The organism is Achromobacter sp. HZ34 (genome assembly GCF_002209485.1).
Taxonomy (GTDB): Bacteria; Pseudomonadota; Gammaproteobacteria; order Burkholderiales; family Burkholderiaceae_B; genus Bordetella_C.
Genome location: NZ_NJIX01000003.1, coordinates 884,506 through 901,220, shown reverse-complemented (window position 1 = coordinate 901,220; position 16,715 = coordinate 884,506). Strand labels below are relative to the sequence as shown.

General features: G+C 62.7%; 14 protein-coding genes. 10 read left to right on the top strand and 4 right to left on the bottom strand.

Annotated features, from left to right (window positions below):
- Positions 1-288: 288 nt before the first annotated feature.
- The 10 genes from CEY05_RS16135 to CEY05_RS16090 all read left to right on the top strand — a co-directional run bounded on the left by CEY05_RS16135 (position 289) and on the right by CEY05_RS16090 (position 12,346).
- Positions 289-1,938: a GMC family oxidoreductase gene (locus CEY05_RS16135; protein ID WP_088599373.1), complete on the top strand. Its 1,650-nt coding sequence runs from the start codon at positions 289-291 to the stop codon at positions 1,936-1,938.
- A gap of 347 nt (positions 1,939-2,285) precedes the next feature.
- Complete coding sequence (locus CEY05_RS16130) at positions 2,286-2,672, top strand: FmdB family zinc ribbon protein (RefSeq protein WP_088599372.1); 387 nt, start codon at positions 2,286-2,288, stop codon at positions 2,670-2,672.
- 14 nt (positions 2,673-2,686) lie between these two features.
- On the top strand, positions 2,687-3,403 hold the full coding sequence (locus CEY05_RS16125) for a DUF502 domain-containing protein (RefSeq protein WP_198952809.1): 717 nt from the start codon (positions 2,687-2,689) through the stop codon (positions 3,401-3,403).
- A 68-nt stretch (positions 3,404-3,471) separates the two neighbouring features.
- A complete protein-coding gene (gene aspS, locus CEY05_RS16120; RefSeq protein WP_088599370.1) occupies positions 3,472-5,259 on the top strand; it encodes an aspartate--tRNA ligase in 1,788 nt (595 codons plus the stop codon).
- Positions 5,260-5,350: 91 nt separating this feature from the next.
- On the top strand, positions 5,351-6,211 hold the full coding sequence (locus tag CEY05_RS16115; protein WP_088599369.1) for an endonuclease/exonuclease/phosphatase family protein: 861 nt from the start codon (positions 5,351-5,353) through the stop codon (positions 6,209-6,211).
- Positions 6,208-7,437, top strand: a complete 1,230-nt coding sequence (clsB, locus tag CEY05_RS16110) for a cardiolipin synthase ClsB (protein ID WP_255407771.1) — start codon at positions 6,208-6,210, stop codon at positions 7,435-7,437. Before CEY05_RS16115 ends, clsB begins: the two co-directional genes overlap by 4 nt.
- Positions 7,438-7,619: 182 nt before the next feature.
- Complete coding sequence (locus tag CEY05_RS16105) at positions 7,620-10,145, top strand: 3-hydroxyacyl-CoA dehydrogenase/enoyl-CoA hydratase family protein (protein ID WP_088599367.1); 2,526 nt, start codon at positions 7,620-7,622, stop codon at positions 10,143-10,145.
- 9 nt (positions 10,146-10,154) lie between these two features.
- Positions 10,155-11,360: an acetyl-CoA C-acyltransferase gene (locus CEY05_RS16100; RefSeq protein ID WP_088599366.1), complete on the top strand. Its 1,206-nt coding sequence runs from the start codon at positions 10,155-10,157 to the stop codon at positions 11,358-11,360.
- Positions 11,361-11,465: 105 nt separating this feature from the next.
- Positions 11,466-11,768 (top strand): hypothetical protein, encoded by a 303-nt coding sequence (locus CEY05_RS16095; RefSeq protein ID WP_233161538.1) that lies wholly within the window; start codon positions 11,466-11,468, stop codon positions 11,766-11,768.
- Positions 11,765-12,346, top strand: a complete 582-nt coding sequence (locus CEY05_RS16090) for a DUF6036 family nucleotidyltransferase (RefSeq protein ID WP_198952789.1) — start codon at positions 11,765-11,767, stop codon at positions 12,344-12,346. The genes CEY05_RS16095 and CEY05_RS16090 overlap by 4 nt, the downstream gene beginning before the upstream one ends.
- Before the next feature lie 39 nt (positions 12,347-12,385).
- On the opposite strand, the gene CEY05_RS16085 is transcribed toward CEY05_RS16090, so the two are convergent.
- The 4 genes from CEY05_RS16085 to CEY05_RS16070 all read right to left on the bottom strand — a co-directional run bounded on the left by CEY05_RS16085 (position 12,386) and on the right by CEY05_RS16070 (position 16,706).
- Positions 12,386-13,261, bottom strand: coding sequence for a CPBP family intramembrane glutamic endopeptidase (locus CEY05_RS16085; RefSeq protein WP_088599365.1), 876 nt, complete (start codon positions 13,259-13,261; stop codon positions 12,386-12,388).
- Between the two features lie 74 nt (positions 13,262-13,335).
- On the bottom strand, positions 13,336-14,211 hold the full coding sequence (locus CEY05_RS16080) for a DMT family transporter (RefSeq protein ID WP_088599364.1): 876 nt from the start codon (positions 14,209-14,211) through the stop codon (positions 13,336-13,338).
- 187 nt (positions 14,212-14,398) lie between these two features.
- Complete coding sequence (locus CEY05_RS16075; protein WP_088599363.1) at positions 14,399-14,968, bottom strand: carbon monoxide dehydrogenase subunit G; 570 nt, start codon at positions 14,966-14,968, stop codon at positions 14,399-14,401.
- Positions 14,969-15,140: 172 nt separating this feature from the next.
- Positions 15,141-16,706 (bottom strand): hypothetical protein, encoded by a 1,566-nt coding sequence (locus CEY05_RS16070; RefSeq protein ID WP_088599362.1) that lies wholly within the window; start codon positions 16,704-16,706, stop codon positions 15,141-15,143.
- Positions 16,707-16,715 lie beyond the last annotated feature (9 nt).

Genomic DNA, 16,715 nt, shown 5'->3' with positions numbered 1-16,715 from the left:
GCAGCCCAGGGGCGTTAGCCCAAGAGAGGGGCGATGGGGGCTCCCCCATCATCAAAAACTTCTTCGCTGCTGGCCCCGCGTTGTCCGAGCAAGTCGCAGCCCAGGGGCGCTAGCCCAAGAAGGGGGCGATGGGGGAACTCCCCCATCATCAAAAAACTTCTACGGTTACCTTCCTTTGCACGGTATTGCGCACTATCTGCCCTCGCGCACAACCCGACTTGCCCTCAACGGTGCAAGTCGTCTAAAACCCCTTGGACCCGCCGCCACGAGCGGGACCGAGGAGACGAGATGAGTAGCAACGCTTATGAAGACGAGCCGGTCGCCGACGCAGGCTGGACGTTCGATTACATCATCGTGGGCGCTGGTTCGGCCGGCTGCCTGCTGGCCAACCGCCTGACCGCCAACCCCAACATCCGCGTGTTGCTGCTGGAAGCCGGCGGTCCCGACGACTGGCGCTGGATCCACATCCCCGTCGGCTATCTCTATTGCATCGGCAATCCCCGCACCGACTGGTGCTATCGCACCCAACCCGACCCGGGCCTCAACGGCCGCGCCCTCGGTTATCCGCGTGGCCGCGTGCTGGGCGGCAGTTCCTCCATCAACGGCATGATCTACATGCGCGGTCAGGCCGCCGACTACGACGGCTGGGCCGCCGCGGGCAACACCGGCTGGGGCTGGCGCGACGTCCTGCCTTATTTCACCCGTGGCGAGGACTACCACGGCGCCAGCAATTCCTACCATGGCAAGGGCGGCGAACTGCACGTCCAACGCCAGCGCCTGTCCTGGGCGCTGCTGGATGCTTTCCGTGCCGCCGCCGAACAGGCCGGCATCCCCCCCATCCGTGACTTCAACCGCGGCGACAACGAAGGTTGCGACTATTTCGACGTCAACCAGCGCCGGGGCATCCGCTGGAGCGCCGCGCGCGCCTTCCTGCATCCCATCCTGAAGCGTCCCAATCTGAAAGTGGTGACAGGCGCCCGCGTTTCGCGCCTGGCGTTCTCCGGCCGCCGCGTCGAGGGTGTCCACTTCCAGGGCGAAGACAACCGCGATCGCGTGGCCCTGGCGCGCGCCGAGGTCGTGCTTGCAGCCGGCGCCATCGGATCGGCGCAATTGCTGCAGGTATCGGGCATAGGCCCCGCCGCCATGCTGCAGAACCTGGGTATCCCGGTGGTGCAGGACCTGCCGGGCGTCGGCGAGAACCTGCAGGATCACCTGCAACTGCGCCTGGTCTACAAGGTGACCGGCGCCAAGACGCTGAACGCCATCGCCGGCACCCTGTGGGGCAAGGCCATGATGGGCATGCAATACGCCTTCGCCAAGCGCGGGCCGCTGACCATGGCGCCGTCGCAATTGGGCGCATTCGCGCGCTCGGGACCGGAGCAGACCCGCGCCAACGTCGAATATCACGTGCAGCCCCTGTCGCTGGAGAAATTCGGCGACCCCCTGCACACCTTCCCCGCCTTCACGGCGTCGGTGTGCAACCTGCGCCCGACCAGCCGCGGCCATGTGCGTATCGTGTCGCCATCCGCGCGTGAGCATCCGCACATCCAGTGCAACTACCTGGCCACCCCGGAAGACCGCCAGGTCGCCGCCGACAGCGTGCGGCTGACCCGCCGCATCGTGTCGCAGCCGGCACTGGTGCGCTACAAGCCGGAGGAATACAAGCCCGGCGTGGAATTCCACACCGATGCCGACCTGATGCGCGTGGCGGGCGACATCGGCACCACCATCTTCCATCCGGTAGGCACCTGCAAGATGGGCGTGGATGACCGCGCCGTGGTCGACCCCCGGCTGCGGGTGCGCGGGGTGCAGGGACTGCGGGTGATCGACGCGTCGGTCATGCCCACCATCACGTCGGGCAACACCAACGCGCCTACCATCATGATCGCGGAAAAGGGCGCCGCGATGATCCTGGAGGACGCCGGCGTCGCGGCGTGATCGTGGGGGCGATCGCCCATGTTCGGCGCAGTATTCGGCGCATTGAGCGCTAGTCGCACCTCCCGGATCGGCCCAGGGATCGAGGCCAAACCCGGCTGCGGCCGGCGAAGCCGCCGGCCTGTTACAGGCCAGCGCCGAGGCGTCGTGGGCCGGGGCCGCGCAGCCGGCTCCGGCTGTCCGTGAATGCCGCCCCCGGGCGGCGGCGCGCGCCTTGGAACGGGGGCGCCTTCTATACGCTAAAATTCAAGACTTTCCCGCTTTTTTTGCCGGCCTCGCCGCCGTTCCGGGAGCTGTCTCCTGGGATAGGGCGAGCGATTTTTTTGTGCCGACGCCCTTGGGGTCGAACCATGCCCATCTACGCTTACAAATGCAGCGCCTGCGGTTTTGCCAAGGACGTCCTGCAAAAAATCTCCGACGCACCGCTCACGGTCTGCCCTGAGTGCGGCGCCAGTGCCTATTCCAAGCAAGTCACCGCCGCCGGCTTCCAGCTGAAGGGCTCGGGCTGGTACGTGACCGATTTCCGCAATAACGGCAACGGCAACGCCGCCAACGGCTCGACCGCGGCCAAGAAAGACACCGGCGCCGACAGCGGATCCTCCGCCAAGGAAGCCACGGCGGAATCCAAGCCGGCTGACTCGTCGTCCAGCGGCGCGTCGTCCAGCAGCGGTAGCAGCAACGCCAGCCCGGCCGCCCCCGCGCCGGCTGCCAAGCCCGCAAGTCCCGCCGCGTCCTGACGACCCCGATGTCGATGCGCTTTTTCAAGAAGTACTTCATCACCGGCCTGTTGATCTGGGTGCCCCTGGTCATCACGGTGTGGGTGCTGGGCGTGCTCGTCGCCACGCTGGAAGGCTTCGTCCCCAATTTCCTGTCGGCGGAATCGCTGTTCGGGGTCGACATCCCCGGTTTCCGCTTCGTGCTGGTGATCGTGGTGGTCCTGCTGACCGGCGTGTTCACGGCCAACCTGCTGGGCCGCACCCTGGTCGAGCAGTGGGAAAAGATCGTCGGCCGCATCCCCCTGGTGCGTTCCATCTACAACTCGGTCAAGCAGGTCAGCGACACCGTGCTGGCGCCCAACGGCCAGGCTTTCCGCCAGGCGGTGCTGATCCAGTACCCGCGCCATGGCTCGTGGACTATCGCCTTCCTGACCGGCACCCCCAGTGGTGAAGTGGCGGAGCACTTGCAAGGCGAGCACGTCAGTGTCTACATTCCGACTACGCCCAATCCGACTTCCGGTTTTTTCCTGATGATGCCGCGCAGCGACGTCATCGATTTGCATATCAGCGTGGATGCCGCGCTGAAGTATGTGGTTTCCATGGGTGTCGTGGCCCCCCCGGCGTCGACCGCCGCGGCCACGCCGCCTGCGGTTCCACCCTCGGTTCCACCTTCCATGCCCCCTGGCGCGATTCCCACCGCGCCAGGCGCTCGTCGACCCAGTAATGATGGGCCGACAGGGCCCAAGCAATAAGCTGGCGTCCCGGCAAGGCCCCCAATCATCGTGACGCCTCAACAAAGTCAATAACGGAGTTTTCCCGTATGCGTACCTGCTACACCGGCCAGGTTTGCCGTGACCAACTAGGTCAGACCGTTACCCTGTTCGGCTGGGTAAACCGCCGCCGCGACCACGGCGGGGTGATTTTCATCGACTTGCGCGACCGTGCTGGCCTGGCGCAGATCGTGTTCGATCCGGATAACGCCGCTTTCGCCACCGCCGAGCGCCTGCGCAACGAGTTCTGCATCAAGGTCACCGGCCTGGTGCGCCTGCGTCCGGAAGGCACCGCCAACGCGGATCTGGCCTCGGGCGAGATCGAAGTGCTGTGCAAGGAAGTGGAAATCCTGAACGCGTCGGTGACGCCGCCGTTCCAGCTGGACGACGACAACCTGTCGGAAACCACCCGCCTGACGCACCGCGTGCTGGACCTGCGCCGCCCGCAGATGCAGCGCAACCTGATGCTGCGTTATCGCGTGTCCATCGAAGTGCGCAAGTTCCTGGACGGCCTGGGTTTCATCGACATCGAAACCCCCATGCTGACCAAGAGCACGCCCGAAGGCGCCCGCGACTACCTGGTGCCGTCGCGCGTCAACCCCGGCATGTTCTTCGCGCTACCGCAGTCGCCGCAGCTGTTCAAGCAGATGCTGATGGTGTCGGGTTTCGACCGCTACTACCAGATCACCAAGTGCTTCCGCGACGAAGACCTGCGCGCTGACCGCCAACCGGAATTCACCCAGATCGATTGCGAAACCTCGTTCCTGAACGAATTCGAGATCCGTGAAATCTTCGAAGGCATGATCCGCCACGTCTTCAAGGTGGTGCAGAACGTCGACCTGGCCGACACCTTCCCCACGATGACGTGGACCGAAGCCATGCGCCGCTATGGTTCGGACAAGCCCGACCTGCGCGTGTCGCTGGAATTCACCGACATCGGCGACATCATGCGCGACGTCGACTTCAAGGTGTTCGCTTCGGCCGCTACCGCGCCGGGCAGCCGTGTGGTCGCCCTGCGCGTGCCCGGCGGCGCGGCCCTGTCGCGTAGCGAAATCGACAGCTACACCCAGTTCGTCGGCATCTACGGCGCCAAGGGCCTGGCCTGGATCAAGGTCAACGAAGTGGCCAAGGGCCGCGAAGGCCTGCAGTCGCCCATCGTCAAGAACATTCATGACGCTGCGCTGAACGAGCTGCTCAAGCGCACCGGTGCGCAAGACGGCGACATCATCTTCTTTGGCGCGGACCGCGAGAAGGTCGTCAACGACGCCATCGGCGCGCTGCGTATCAAGATCGGCCACAGCGAATTCGGCAAGACCACGGGCCTGTTCACGGCCGGCTGGCAGCCCCTGTGGGTGGTCGACTTCCCCATGTTCGAATACGACGAGGAAGACGCCCGCTACACCGCTGCCCACCACCCCTTCACCAGCCCGAAGGACGGCCACGAGGACTTCCTGGAGACCGATCCCAGCAAGGCGTTCGCCAAGGCCTACGACATGGTGCTGAACGGTTGGGAAATCGGTGGCGGTTCGGTGCGTATCCACCGCGAGGAAGTCCAGAGCAAGGTGTTCCGCGCGCTGAAGATCAACGCCGAGGAAGCGCAAGAGAAATTCGGCTTCCTGCTGGACGCGCTGCAGTACGGTGCGCCCCCGCACGGCGGCATCGCCTTCGGCCTGGACCGCATCTGCACCATGATGACCGGTGCCGATTCGATCCGCGACGTCATTGCCTTCCCCAAGACCCAGCGTGCCCAGGATCTGCTGACCCAGGCCCCGTCGGCGGTCGACGAGAAGCAATTGCGCGAACTGCATATTCGCCTGCGCAACGCCGAAGTCAAATAAATGCGGTAACCTCGGTAGCATGAATACCGGGATGCGGCGCCTGCTGGAGCTTCCACGGGCGCCGTTTTTATTGGGTTAGTGTCCACGCACCATGTCGATACTGCGCGTCGTCAGCTACAACATCCACAAAGGCAAATCCGCGTCCGGTGCGCGCGATTCGCTCAAGGAATTGCGCCTGGGGCTGCATGGCCTGCGCCCGGACCTCGTCTTCCTGCAGGAAGTGCAGGGGCGCAATGACCACCGCAACGTCATCGATGCCCAGCACATGTCGCTGGGCGCGGCCCTGCAGATGGAAGTCTGCTACGGGCGCAATGCGGTGCGCAGTGCGTCGGACCACGGCAATGCGCTGCTGTCGCGCTATCCCATCCTCGATCACGAAAACCAGGACATCTCCGATCACCGCATGGAGCAGCGCGGCCTGCTGCATGCGCGCGTGGGCATCAAGGGCCACGACGTGCATTGCTTCGTGGTGCACCTTGGCTTGTTCGCGGGCAGCCGTGAGCGGCAGATCCAGGCCCTTACGGACCGGATCGATCGCCTGGTGCCTGCGGGCGCCCCCATCCTGATCGCCGGCGATTTCAACGATTGGGGCGACCGGCTGTCGCCCTTGTTCGTCCAGCGGCTGGGCGTCTATGAAGTGTTCTCGCACGCGCCGCGCTCGCATGGCGGCGATGTTCCACGCCTGCGCGATTCCATGCGGCGGCTGACCAATGTGCTGCGCGGCGTGCCCAACAGCCTGTCCATGCTGGAACGCCACAACCTGGTGTCCATGGACGGCAATTACCGCATCGCGCCGCCGCCGCGCACGTTTCCCGCCGTGTTCCCCTGGTTCCGGCTGGACCGCATCTACCAGCGCGGCTTCGCGGTGCGCAGCGCGCGCGTATTGCGTGGCCGTGAATGGTCACGCCTGTCCGACCATGCTCCCCTGCTGACCGAACTGGAAATCCCTTGAGTACGCATGCCTTGAGGTTGGACTGGACGGAAGGCAATGCCATCCGCCTGCTGATGAACGGCGCGGATTTCTTTCCGGCCTTGTGCGAGGCCATCGACGATGCACGCCATCATGTGCATCTGGAAACGTATATCTTCCTGCTGGATCGCACCGGACGTAAGGTGCTGGAGGCGCTGGAGCGCGCTGCCGGACGCGGCGTGCGCGTGCGCGTGGTGATCGACGGCTTCGGCAGCCAGGAACAGGGAGACGCTGTCGTCGCGCGCATCAAGGCGGCGGGCGGCGATTGCCGCATCTTCCGGCCGGAGCCGCACTGGATCAAGCGTTTGATGTTCTCGCGCAGCCGGCTGCGCCGTTTGCATCGCAAGGTCGCCATCGTGGATTCCGAGATCGCTTTCATCGGCGGCATCAATATCCAGGACGATTACGACGATGTGGCCTTGACGGAGGAAATCGCCGCGAATCCCCGCTTCGATTTCGCCGTCGAAGTGCGGGGGCCTTTGGTGCCTTATGCCGTGCATGCGCAGGACCTGCTGTGGGTGAGATTGAACTGGGCGGCGGCGCGGCGCCATCCCAAGCAATGGCGGCGGCCTGCGCAATGGCGCCGGCTCCAGAAGCCGGGCGATGCGCCCGCCCAGCCGCCGGCCGGCGGGTTGCGCGCGGCGCTGGTGTTGCGGGACAACCTGCGGTTTCGTAATACCTTCGAGCGGGCTTATCTGTACGGGATTTCCCGCGCGCGCGAGGAGATCCTCATCGCCAGCGCGTACTTCTTTCCGGGCGTGCGCTTTCGCAAGGCCTTGGCCCGCGCCGCGGCGCGTGGTGTGCGGGTGCGTCTGCTGCTGCAAGGCAAGATCGAATACCGCATGCAGTACTACGCCACGCATGCGCTGTATGAAGAGTTGCTGCGCGCGGGTATCGAGATCTACGAATACATGCCCAGCTTCCTGCATGCCAAGGTGGCGGTGATCGATCACATGGCGACCGTGGGTTCGTCCAACCTGGATCCCTTCAGCCTGCTGCTGGCGCGTGAAGCCAATGTGGTGGTGGATAACGCGGGCTTCGCGGAAGAGCTGCATACGCGCCTGGAGGCGGAGATTGCGCGGGGCGGGCGGCTGGTGCGCAGTGTCGAGTACGCACGGCGTGGATGGTTGCGGCGGTGTGTGGATACGGTGTCGTATACCGTGCTGCGCCTGGGCGTGGCGTTGACGGGACGGTCCGGAAAGTATTGACGGGCGCTTCAGTCGCCACCGCGTCGCCGCGGCTTTCCGGCGCGCTGCTGGAATGCTTTGCGGCACCGTGTCGGATGAGTCATGTTGCGCGGACAAGCGGGCGATGCTCGCGTTATGCTGGCCCTTACGATAAATGCACCGATGCGCCGCTGTAATTCGCGGGGGCGCCGCAGGAGACAGGCATGGAGACAAGCAAGCATCCCACCGTTGAAGAGGTCACCTTGACCCCCACCGCGCGGATACGCAAGGTAGCCGTGCTCGGCGCCGGCGTGATGGGCGCGCAGATCGCCGCGCATTGCGTCAATAGCAGTGTGCCGGTGCTGCTGTATGACCTGCCTGCGGAAGGTGCCGACCGCAGCGCCATCGCGCGCAAGGCCGTGGCGGGCCTGGCCAAGCTGAACCCGGCGCCACTTGCGCTGCCTGCCTTGGCCCAGCACATCGAACCGCTCAACTACGACGAACACCTGGACCGCCTGCACGAGTGCGACCTGGTCATCGAAGCGATTGCCGAGCGGCTGGATTGGAAAGAGCAACTCTACCGTTTGATCCTGCCCGCGCTGGCGCCGCATGCCACGTTGGCCAGCAACACTTCCGGCTTGTCGCTGAGTTCGCTGGCGGCGAGCCTGCCAGCGGACATCCAGCCACGCTTCTGCGGCGTGCATTTCTTCAACCCGCCGCGCTACATGCCCTTGGTCGAATTGATCCCCGGGCCGCTTACGGCGCCCGAGTTGCTGGACGACCTGGAGACCTTCCTCGTCGCCGATCTGGGCAAGCGCGTGGTGCGGGCGAAGGACACGCCGAATTTTGTGGGTAACCGCGTTGGCGTCTTCGGCATCATGGCGGCCATGATAGAAGCCGATCGTCATGGCCTGACCTACGACATGGTCGACGAGTTGACCGGCAAGCGCCTGGGCCGGGCCAAATCCGGCACTTTCCGCACGGCGGACGTGGTCGGCCTGGACACCCTGGCGCACGTGATGCGTACCATGCAGGATGGACTGCCGGACGACCCTTTTCATCCGACCTTCGCCACGCCCCCGGTACTGGCGGAGCTACTGCGTAATGGCGCGTTAGGGCAGAAGACGGGCGCGGGCTTCTATCGCAAGGCCGGCAAGGCCATCCTGCGCCTGGATCCGGCCAGCCGGGATTACGTGCCGATCGATGCACAGCTGGACGACCGGGTTGCTGCTGCCTTGTCCCAGCGCGATCCGGCACGCCGACTGCAGGACTTGCATGCCTGCGATCACCCGCAGGCACGTTTCGTCTGGGCCTTGTTGCGCGATACCTTCCATTACGCGGCGGTGCATCTCGCGGACATCGCGGAGACCGCGCGCGACCTGGACCAGGCCATGCGTTGGGGCTTCGGCCATGCGCAGGGGCCGTTCGAAGTCTGGCAGGCGGCGGGTTGGTTGCAGGTCGCGCGCTGGATCCAGGAGGACATCGACAGCGGCGCGGCATTGGCTGCGACGCCCTTGCCGTCATGGGTCCTTGAAGGACCTGTCGCGGAGGCGGGCGGTGTGCATACGCCGGAAGGCTCGTGGAACCCCACGCTCGGCCAATTCCAGCCACGGCGCATGCTGGCCGTCTACGCAACGCATCTGGCGCCGCCGTTGCTGGTGGGCGAAGCGAGAGCAGGCGCCGCGAAGTTGGCGGCGCACTCGTCCACGGCATCGACCGCACCGGCGAAATCGCCGGCGCTGGCCGCCGCCGTGATGGCCTTGGGCGATACCGTCTACGAAGACACCGATATCCGTTTGTGGACGGCTTTCGAGCCTGGCCGTGCCGACATCCTCGTCGCGTCGTTCAAGACCAAGATGCACACCATCAGTCCCACCGTCACGGCCGGGATTCTACGTGCGATAGATCTTGCCGAAGCCAACTACCGTGGCCTGGTGATCTGGCAGGATGGCGAGCCCTTCTCCGCCGGCGCCGACCTGCAGTCCATGTTGCAAGCCTACATGCAGGGCGGGGCGGCAACCATCGAACCGATGGAGCGTGAACTGCAACGCGTGGCCCAACGCATGCGCAACGCGCAGGTGCCCACCGTCGTGGCGCTGGCGGGCCTGGCCTTGGGCGGCGGTTGCGAAATCTCCGTGCATGCTTCCGCGCGCGTCGCGCATATGGAGACCTATATCGGGCTGGTCGAAGTCGGCGTCGGCCTGGTGCCAGGTGCGGGCGGCCTGGCTTACTGCGCCCGCCGCGCCGCCGAATTGCGCGCCGCCAGCGCACCAGACGCACCACTGCTGTGGTTCGTGCAGAAATTCGCGCAGGCCGTGGCCACCGCGCAGGTTTCCCGGTCCGCCCTGGATGCGCGCGAGATCGGTTATCTGCGCGAAAGCGACCTCATCGTTCCTCATCCGGATGCCTTGCTATATGCGGCCCTGCAGCAGGCAGGCGCCCTGGCTGATGCCGGCTGGCGGCCGCCTTTGCAGCAACCCTTCCCGGTAGCGGGCCGCGACGGCATCGCCACGCTGACCGCGCAGTTGGTGAATATGCGCGATGGTGGGTTCATCTCCGCTTACGACTACGAGTTGGGCTTGGCGGTCGCGCAGGTCATCTGCGGCGGCGATGTCGATGCCGGTTCGCTCGTGGACGAAGAATGGATGCTCGCACAAGAGCGCCGTGCCTTCCTGCGTCTGCTCGGCCAGCCCAAGACTCAGGAACGCATCGCCGGCCTGCTCAAGACGGGCAAGCCGGTACGGAATTAAGGAGCCACCATGACCCGCAATCTCCAAGACGTCTATATCGTCGCCGCGACCCGCTCGCCAGTTGGCAAAGCGCCGCGCGGCATGCTGCGCACCGTGCGTCCGGACGATCTGCTGGCGCACATGATTCGCGCCGCTCTGGCTCGCGTACCCGCCTTGGACCCCGCCGCCATCCAGGACGCCGTCATCGGTTGCGCGCGTCCGGAAGGCTCGCAGGGCTTGAACGTCGCGCGACTGGCCGCCTTGTTGGCCGGCCTGCCGGACACCGTTGCCGGCATGACCGTCAATCGCTTCTGCGCCTCGGGCCTGAGCGCCATCGCCCTGGCCGCGGACCGCATCCGTGTCGGCGAGGCGGACGTCATGCTGGCGGGCGGTGTCGAATCCATGAGCCAAGTGCCGATGATGGGCTACGCCCCGTCATTTTCGCCGTCCGTCTTTGCCAATGACGAGAACATCGGCATCGCCTACGGCATGGGCCTGACCGCGGAACGCGTCGCGCAACAATGGCAGGTATCGCGCGAAGACCAGGACGCCTTCGCGCTGCGCTCGCATCAACGTGCGTTGGAAGCGCAGAAGGCAGGTGAGTTCGACGACGAAATCAGCGGCGTCGCTGTCACGCTTCGTGCGCCCGACCTGTCGCAAGGCACGGGCGAATCCGTGCAAGCCGGCATCGCGTTCACGCGCGACGAAGGTCCGCGCGCAGACACCTCCGCGGAAGCCTTGGCGCGCCTGAAGCCCGTCTTCGCCGCTCGCGGTAGCGTCACCGCCGGCAACAGTTCCCAGACCTCCGACGGCGCCGCCGTGTTGCTGTTGGCTTCGGAGCGCGCCGTGCGCGACCACGGCCTGACCCCGCTGGCACGTTACGTGGGCTGCGCCGTACGCGGCGTCGCGCCGGACATCATGGGCATAGGCCCGCGCGTCGCCATCCCCGCCGCGCTGGACCAGGCAGGCCTGAGCTTGAACCAGATCGACTGGATAGAACTGAACGAAGCCTTCGCCGCCCAATCCTTGGCGGTCATTCGTGACCTCGACCTGGACCCTGCCAAGGTCAACCCTTTGGGCGGCGCCATTGCCCTGGGCCACCCCCTTGGCGCCACCGGCGCCATCCGCGCCGCCACGCTGGTGCACGCATTGAATCGTCGGCAATTGAAGTACGGTATGGTGACGATGTGCGTAGGGACTGGCATGGGGGCTGCGGGGATATTCGAGCGGGTGTAGCAACCACCGACTATCAGTTGGTGTTCGTACCTGGCTGATAGGTAGAAGGGCGCCGTGTCCTCGTGGTTCCGTGTGATAATTTCCCGTCGACTTGGAGGTCACGCCATGGACGCGCGCGAGAACGAACAACGAATGCTTGATAGCTGCATCGCGGCAGCGTTAGGCCAGGTAGCGTCCGCGCGCGATCAAGTTGAGGCTAGCATTTTTCGTCTGGCCGCTGCCGCAGTGGAAACCTACTATCCAACACGTGCGGACGCGCTGTGGACTTCGAGCGAGGTGTATTTCGACAAACACGCCGATGAGTGCCGTTTGCCGCCCGCCGACTTGATGGCACAGGGCCACATCGTGACGCTGCCGCGATTGCGAAGCATGCTCCTTCGTCAGTTGGAAGAGAGAGATCGCGCGTGAAAGCGAATTTTCCTTTTCATCTCGATACGCCGTTGGCTCGGTCGCTGCGCGATCTGCTGTTGCAGTTGCAGGATCGGCTCCAATTGCAGCGCACAATCAAGGGCTATATCGCCGGCGGAATCGCAGTGCATCTGTATACCGCGTATCGGGTGACCACCGACGTCGATATGGAATTCGACGCCAGAATCCCCATTCCTGGCGATCTTTCAGTGGAGTTGCCAGGAACGAATGGCCGCGACCCCTGGCTATACATCGATACCCAATACAACTCGGCGTTCTCCCTGATCCACGAGGATCATCGAGAGGACGCCTGGCGGGTACCTCTCGGTCTCAGCCACATCGATGTCTACGTCCTGTCTCCGGTGGATCTTGCCGTAAGCAAGATTTCCAGATTTGCGCAGAACGATAGAGAAGACATTGCAATGCTGGTGCGCCAAGGCCTGGTCACAGCCGACGCTATCGAGACGCGCGCGAACGAAGCGCTGTCGTGCTACGTGGGTCACCTGGATTCGCTCAGGACCAGCATTCGGTTGGCAGTGGAGCTTGCGAGAAAAATCGAGGCACAGATTCTCCCATAAGCAGATGCGAGCCTTGTGTCGGGGCCTGCGCTTCATCTCCTAACGCATCGCAGAAGCCTGCAATTCCGGATACGTAAGAAAGAAGAAATGCACGGCATTCAGACCAAAGCGCGTCATTACCGCAGCACGGAGACCTCCACGCTGATAAGCCCAGCCACACGCGGTGCCTGCGACGGTGGCAAGTAGCATCCAGCGCCATCCACCCGCATAACACGCCGCGCCGGAAAAAATCGCCGCTACGAATAGCGCACCGAACCGAGCAGTCTTGCCATTGTGGAAAAGTCGAGACAGCCCACCCTGCACGTAAGCGCGGAAGAACGCTTCCTCGGCTACACAAACCAGCAGTAGATTATTCAGCGTCCAAAGCAACGTGTAGGGCGGTAGCTTCGGTGCCCAGTGCACGATACCCAGTGCAAGGGCCAAGGTCATGCAGAGGGGGATTGCCAAAAGCAGTGCCGCGCCCGCCGCGGGAAAGACTTGTCGCCAGAAGCGGCGTGACGTGATCCAGGGGAGAGTAAGAACCACCCAAAATCCGACCAGCGGCTTGTCCAGATTCAGGAACAGCGTAAAGGGCACGGCATCGGGTGTCGTACGCACGGCGTAGAGCGCCACCGGATTCTGGAAGCCGGGTAGTTGATGGGTACCCAATGCGATGGCTACCCCGATATAGAGCATATGCCCCGGCACCAGCAGATAAGGAGGCATGCGTGGCTGAACCGCTCCGGCTGCGGTGAACAGGACGCCAAATATGGCCAGCGCTTCCCAAGTTAGCTGCAGGTCCAGGGTCGCTGCCGTATAGCCAAAGGCAAGCAGCACCGGCAGATGAATCCGCCATCGCGCCGGCTGCAGCCAGGCGCATGCCGCAGCCAGAAAGACGCAAGCCCAGGTCAGCCAAGCCAAAGGGTCGTACAACATATATCGTTTCCCATCGTGAGATTGCGCGGTACGTCGGCGTGTCGCCCGCCGGCGTACCGCAACAACGCACGACGTCAGCGCAGGGCGGGAAGCCTGATCAGGCCCAACGCCAGCGCGGTACCGGCCAATACGACCGCGGCACCCGCCAGCATGTTGGACGTGACGATCTCGTCAAGCAGGAAGGCTCCCCAGAACACGCCGAAGATAGGTACCAAAAACGTCACACTAATCGCACCGGTCGGCCCGACACTGGCAATCAGTCGGAAAAAAAGGACGTAGGCAAAGCCTGTGCAGACAAGTGCCAGCAGCAATGTGGCGCTCCAGGCCTGGAAGGAGACGGGCTGCGATGGCCAGGTCCAGATGGCGAAGGGAAGAAGCGTCAACGCTGCCGCGAGCATGCTGCCGGCTGTATTGGTCAACGCATCGACGCCGGCCAGATAGCGTTTGGTGCAATTCGCGGAGATGCCGTAGCAGACGGGCGCCAGTAACGCGGCCAGAACGGGCAAGCCGCTGCCGCCCGAACCGAAATTGAATTTGTCCCAGACCAGGACCACGATGCCTGCCAGTCCCAGAGCCATCCCAGCGACTCGCGAAGGGGCGAGGCGATCACCCAGCCAAATCCAGCCTATCGCGGCGCCCCACATGGGTGTGACCGCGTTGGCGATAGACAGGAAACCTGCGCCCAGTTGCTGTGCGGCATAGGCGAACAGAATGAAGGGGAGGGTAGCGTTGAATGTGCCGACGACGAAGATTGCTTTCCAGTTGCGGAGCAACGTGCGGGTCTTGTTCTGCCAGATCAGCAGCGGCAGCAGAGCGAGGGCGGCAAGGCCGACGCGGAGCTCGATCAGCGGGGCCGGGCCAAACTCGGGCACGCCCATGCGGATGAAGAGAAACGATCCGCCCCATACCGCGGCGAGGATTAGCAGGTCGGTTATATCGCGGCTACGCATGGCTTAGATTTGCTTACAGCCTGGGGGCAGCAAGCATATCACCAAGGACGTTGACGATATGCAACGAGAGACGCTACGGCAGCGTCAAGCCGCCCGCCTGGGCTATGACACCGCAGGCGAGCGACGACGCGGTTCTCGGCAAGCGGAGCGCATCGTCAATAAACCATAAATCGCGAAAGCGGAGCGATCAGGTGAAGAAGGTGTGATATCCCACAAATACCACCACAACCGCCAGCACTGCCGCCCAGGACCAACGCGAATTGTGCAGGCCGCGTGATTCCGGAGTCGGGGGCGGCGCCGGGGGGGCGACACGGGGTTGCCGCGACATGTAATCGATGAAGGAGGCGAAGAACTTCTCGACTATTTTCTCGGCCGCCTTCACCAGCGTGGCCTCGCCGACTTCGCCCAGTTTGCCGCCTGCCATCGCAGCAACCGTATAGGACAGGCGGGTACCGTCGTCCTTGGGGGACAAGTTGACTTGAGCAGTGCCGATTGCAAGCCCGGCCGCTGCGCCCTTGCCCTCGAAGACAAGTGTGCAACCGTGGGGGGCGTTGACATCCGAGAGCAAAAGCTCGCCCTCATAGTCCGCGCCAAGACCGGCCACTTTGACGCGAACGGTAAAGGCATATTCCGTCGGCGATTTGCACTCCACCTGCACACAGCCGGGAATGCATTCCCGAAGAACTGAACAGGTAGTTAGCGCTTCCCAGGTTTGATGCTGGGTCGACGGAATCCATTGAGCATCTGAAATGCGCATGGCTGTCTCCTTTCTTCTTATGGAGTTTCAACCATTCTGGACCTGTTTTTGTGGTCTCGTCTACGGGGTTCTCCATAAACGTTCGTTGCAGGATGTGACGGAGCGGTTAAGAGGTGAAAGCGGTGAACTAATTTACAGGAAGCTTAACTCTCGCCGGGCACTCCATTTTCCGTTACTGGCTTAAGCTTCTCGCTGTGTAAATCTGGTACGGCGGATCACCCGATTTCGGCAATAAATGATAATGGTTCTGAATGTATTGGTTGATTAGCGGATGCGTATTTTTAAAGCGAAGGTCGTCCCGGCCGTCAAGCGGCAGATCGAAGATTAGCGCAAACCCGGGTTTTGACGCCTCGATGCGTTCGATTTCAGATTTTTCGAAAGCTTTAGAGCGGGGAAAGAGTGCATAAATTTCCCACATCGGCGCTTTGCGCTGCAGTAAGGCATACGCACCGGGCCACAAAGGCGCTGCGATGAACGTTTGACCATTGGGTGCATATTCTGCGGCCAGATGGCGTAGTAGATCAATATCGTTGGCTGTGCCTCGGGCAACCTGCAGTTCGCTGCCACTGATTTCTACGGTGACACATTGTTTGCTGGTCGAGCATTGCCAGCCAGGTTGATATAAAAAGGTGAGCCAGACGCTTGCAGCACAAAGAACTACCGCTAGCGGCCATTTAATCTTTCCTCGGGCTTGCGACAAGAGAACCATGCACCCGATCAGCAGCGGAAAAATGCCCTGAGCGAGATGACTTATATCAGCGCGAGAGAACGCAAAGTGTGCGTACGGGAAAGCTAAAAACGCTGTCGCCACCAATGCCGGAGGGACTGATTTTCCTCTCGCCCTTTGCCATTCGGCCGCTGCGATTGCCAGTACCCCAAAGACAAGCGTGCCCATGAAGAGCAGGCCCGTCAAAACAGAGCGAGCAGCATCGGCCACAGACATTGCGGCAAAGTTGATGGTCCAGGGCCACGGGACAGATAGCGGCAAATTCGTGGCATTCTGTTCAAGCAAGAAACGAACGCTCTCCCAAAAAGCAATCGCAAAACCTGGAACCAGCAGAGCCATCAAAATGATTGGCAGAAAGCCTAACAGCACCCCTACGCCCCAAATGGCCGTCGCTTTGATAAAACCTGGGTGAGGATGATGTTTGATCCTTATCCACGCGATCACTCCAAGGCTGCCAACCGCTCCATACAGACCGTGATTGCGTCCAAAAACCGCGGCTAAACCAACACATCCTCCGGCGATAAAATAGCGCTTGGGTATTGGTTTATTGATGAGATGTGTCAGGACACCAACCAGAAATATCGAGACCGAAATATCGAAAATTTTGTGGCGAGGAAACATCCATGCCAGGAATGTGACCGACGACAACAGCCAGAAAATAGTCTCGGATCGGCTCTTGTTTTTTGTGGATTGAGCCACTAGAAACAAACCCACGGCCAGTCCCAATGCTTGGAAGACAGCAGCGGCTGCGCGGACTCCAATTATGCCCTGGTTACCGAAAAGGCCTACCAGAGCTGCCGACCAATAATATCTGCCAGGGTCGTATGCCATGAAATCACGAATCGGAACCTCGCCTAGCAATACGCGTTGAACGCCATACCATAGAAACCCTTCATCCCAAAGGCTGAATTCCTTGTTTCCTTGCCATAGGAAAGAAATCAAAACAGCCAGGAAGGAGATTGCCCAAACCTGGAGGGCGATGTTGTTATTTTTTTGCGTATTCAGGTTCATAAAGCGGCG

Coding starts and splice junctions, on each gene's coding strand:
- CEY05_RS16135 (WP_088599373.1), top strand. CDS start 289: ATGAGTAGCAACGCTTATGAAGACGAGCCGGTCGCCGACGCAGGCTGG.
- CEY05_RS16130 (WP_088599372.1), top strand. CDS start 2,286: ATGCCCATCTACGCTTACAAATGCAGCGCCTGCGGTTTTGCCAAGGAC.
- CEY05_RS16125 (WP_198952809.1), top strand. CDS start 2,687: ATGCGCTTTTTCAAGAAGTACTTCATCACCGGCCTGTTGATCTGGGTG.
- aspS (WP_088599370.1), top strand. CDS start 3,472: ATGCGTACCTGCTACACCGGCCAGGTTTGCCGTGACCAACTAGGTCAG.
- CEY05_RS16115 (WP_088599369.1), top strand. CDS start 5,351: ATGTCGATACTGCGCGTCGTCAGCTACAACATCCACAAAGGCAAATCC.
- CEY05_RS16105 (WP_088599367.1), top strand. CDS start 7,620: ATGGAGACAAGCAAGCATCCCACCGTTGAAGAGGTCACCTTGACCCCC.
- CEY05_RS16100 (WP_088599366.1), top strand. CDS start 10,155: ATGACCCGCAATCTCCAAGACGTCTATATCGTCGCCGCGACCCGCTCG.
- CEY05_RS16095 (WP_233161538.1), top strand. CDS start 11,466: ATGGACGCGCGCGAGAACGAACAACGAATGCTTGATAGCTGCATCGCG.
- CEY05_RS16085 (WP_088599365.1), bottom strand. CDS start 13,261: ATGTTGTACGACCCTTTGGCTTGGCTGACCTGGGCTTGCGTCTTTCTG.
- CEY05_RS16080 (WP_088599364.1), bottom strand. CDS start 14,211: ATGCGTAGCCGCGATATAACCGACCTGCTAATCCTCGCCGCGGTATGG.
- CEY05_RS16075 (WP_088599363.1), bottom strand. CDS start 14,968: ATGCGCATTTCAGATGCTCAATGGATTCCGTCGACCCAGCATCAAACC.
- CEY05_RS16070 (WP_088599362.1), bottom strand. CDS start 16,706: ATGAACCTGAATACGCAAAAAAATAACAACATCGCCCTCCAGGTTTGG.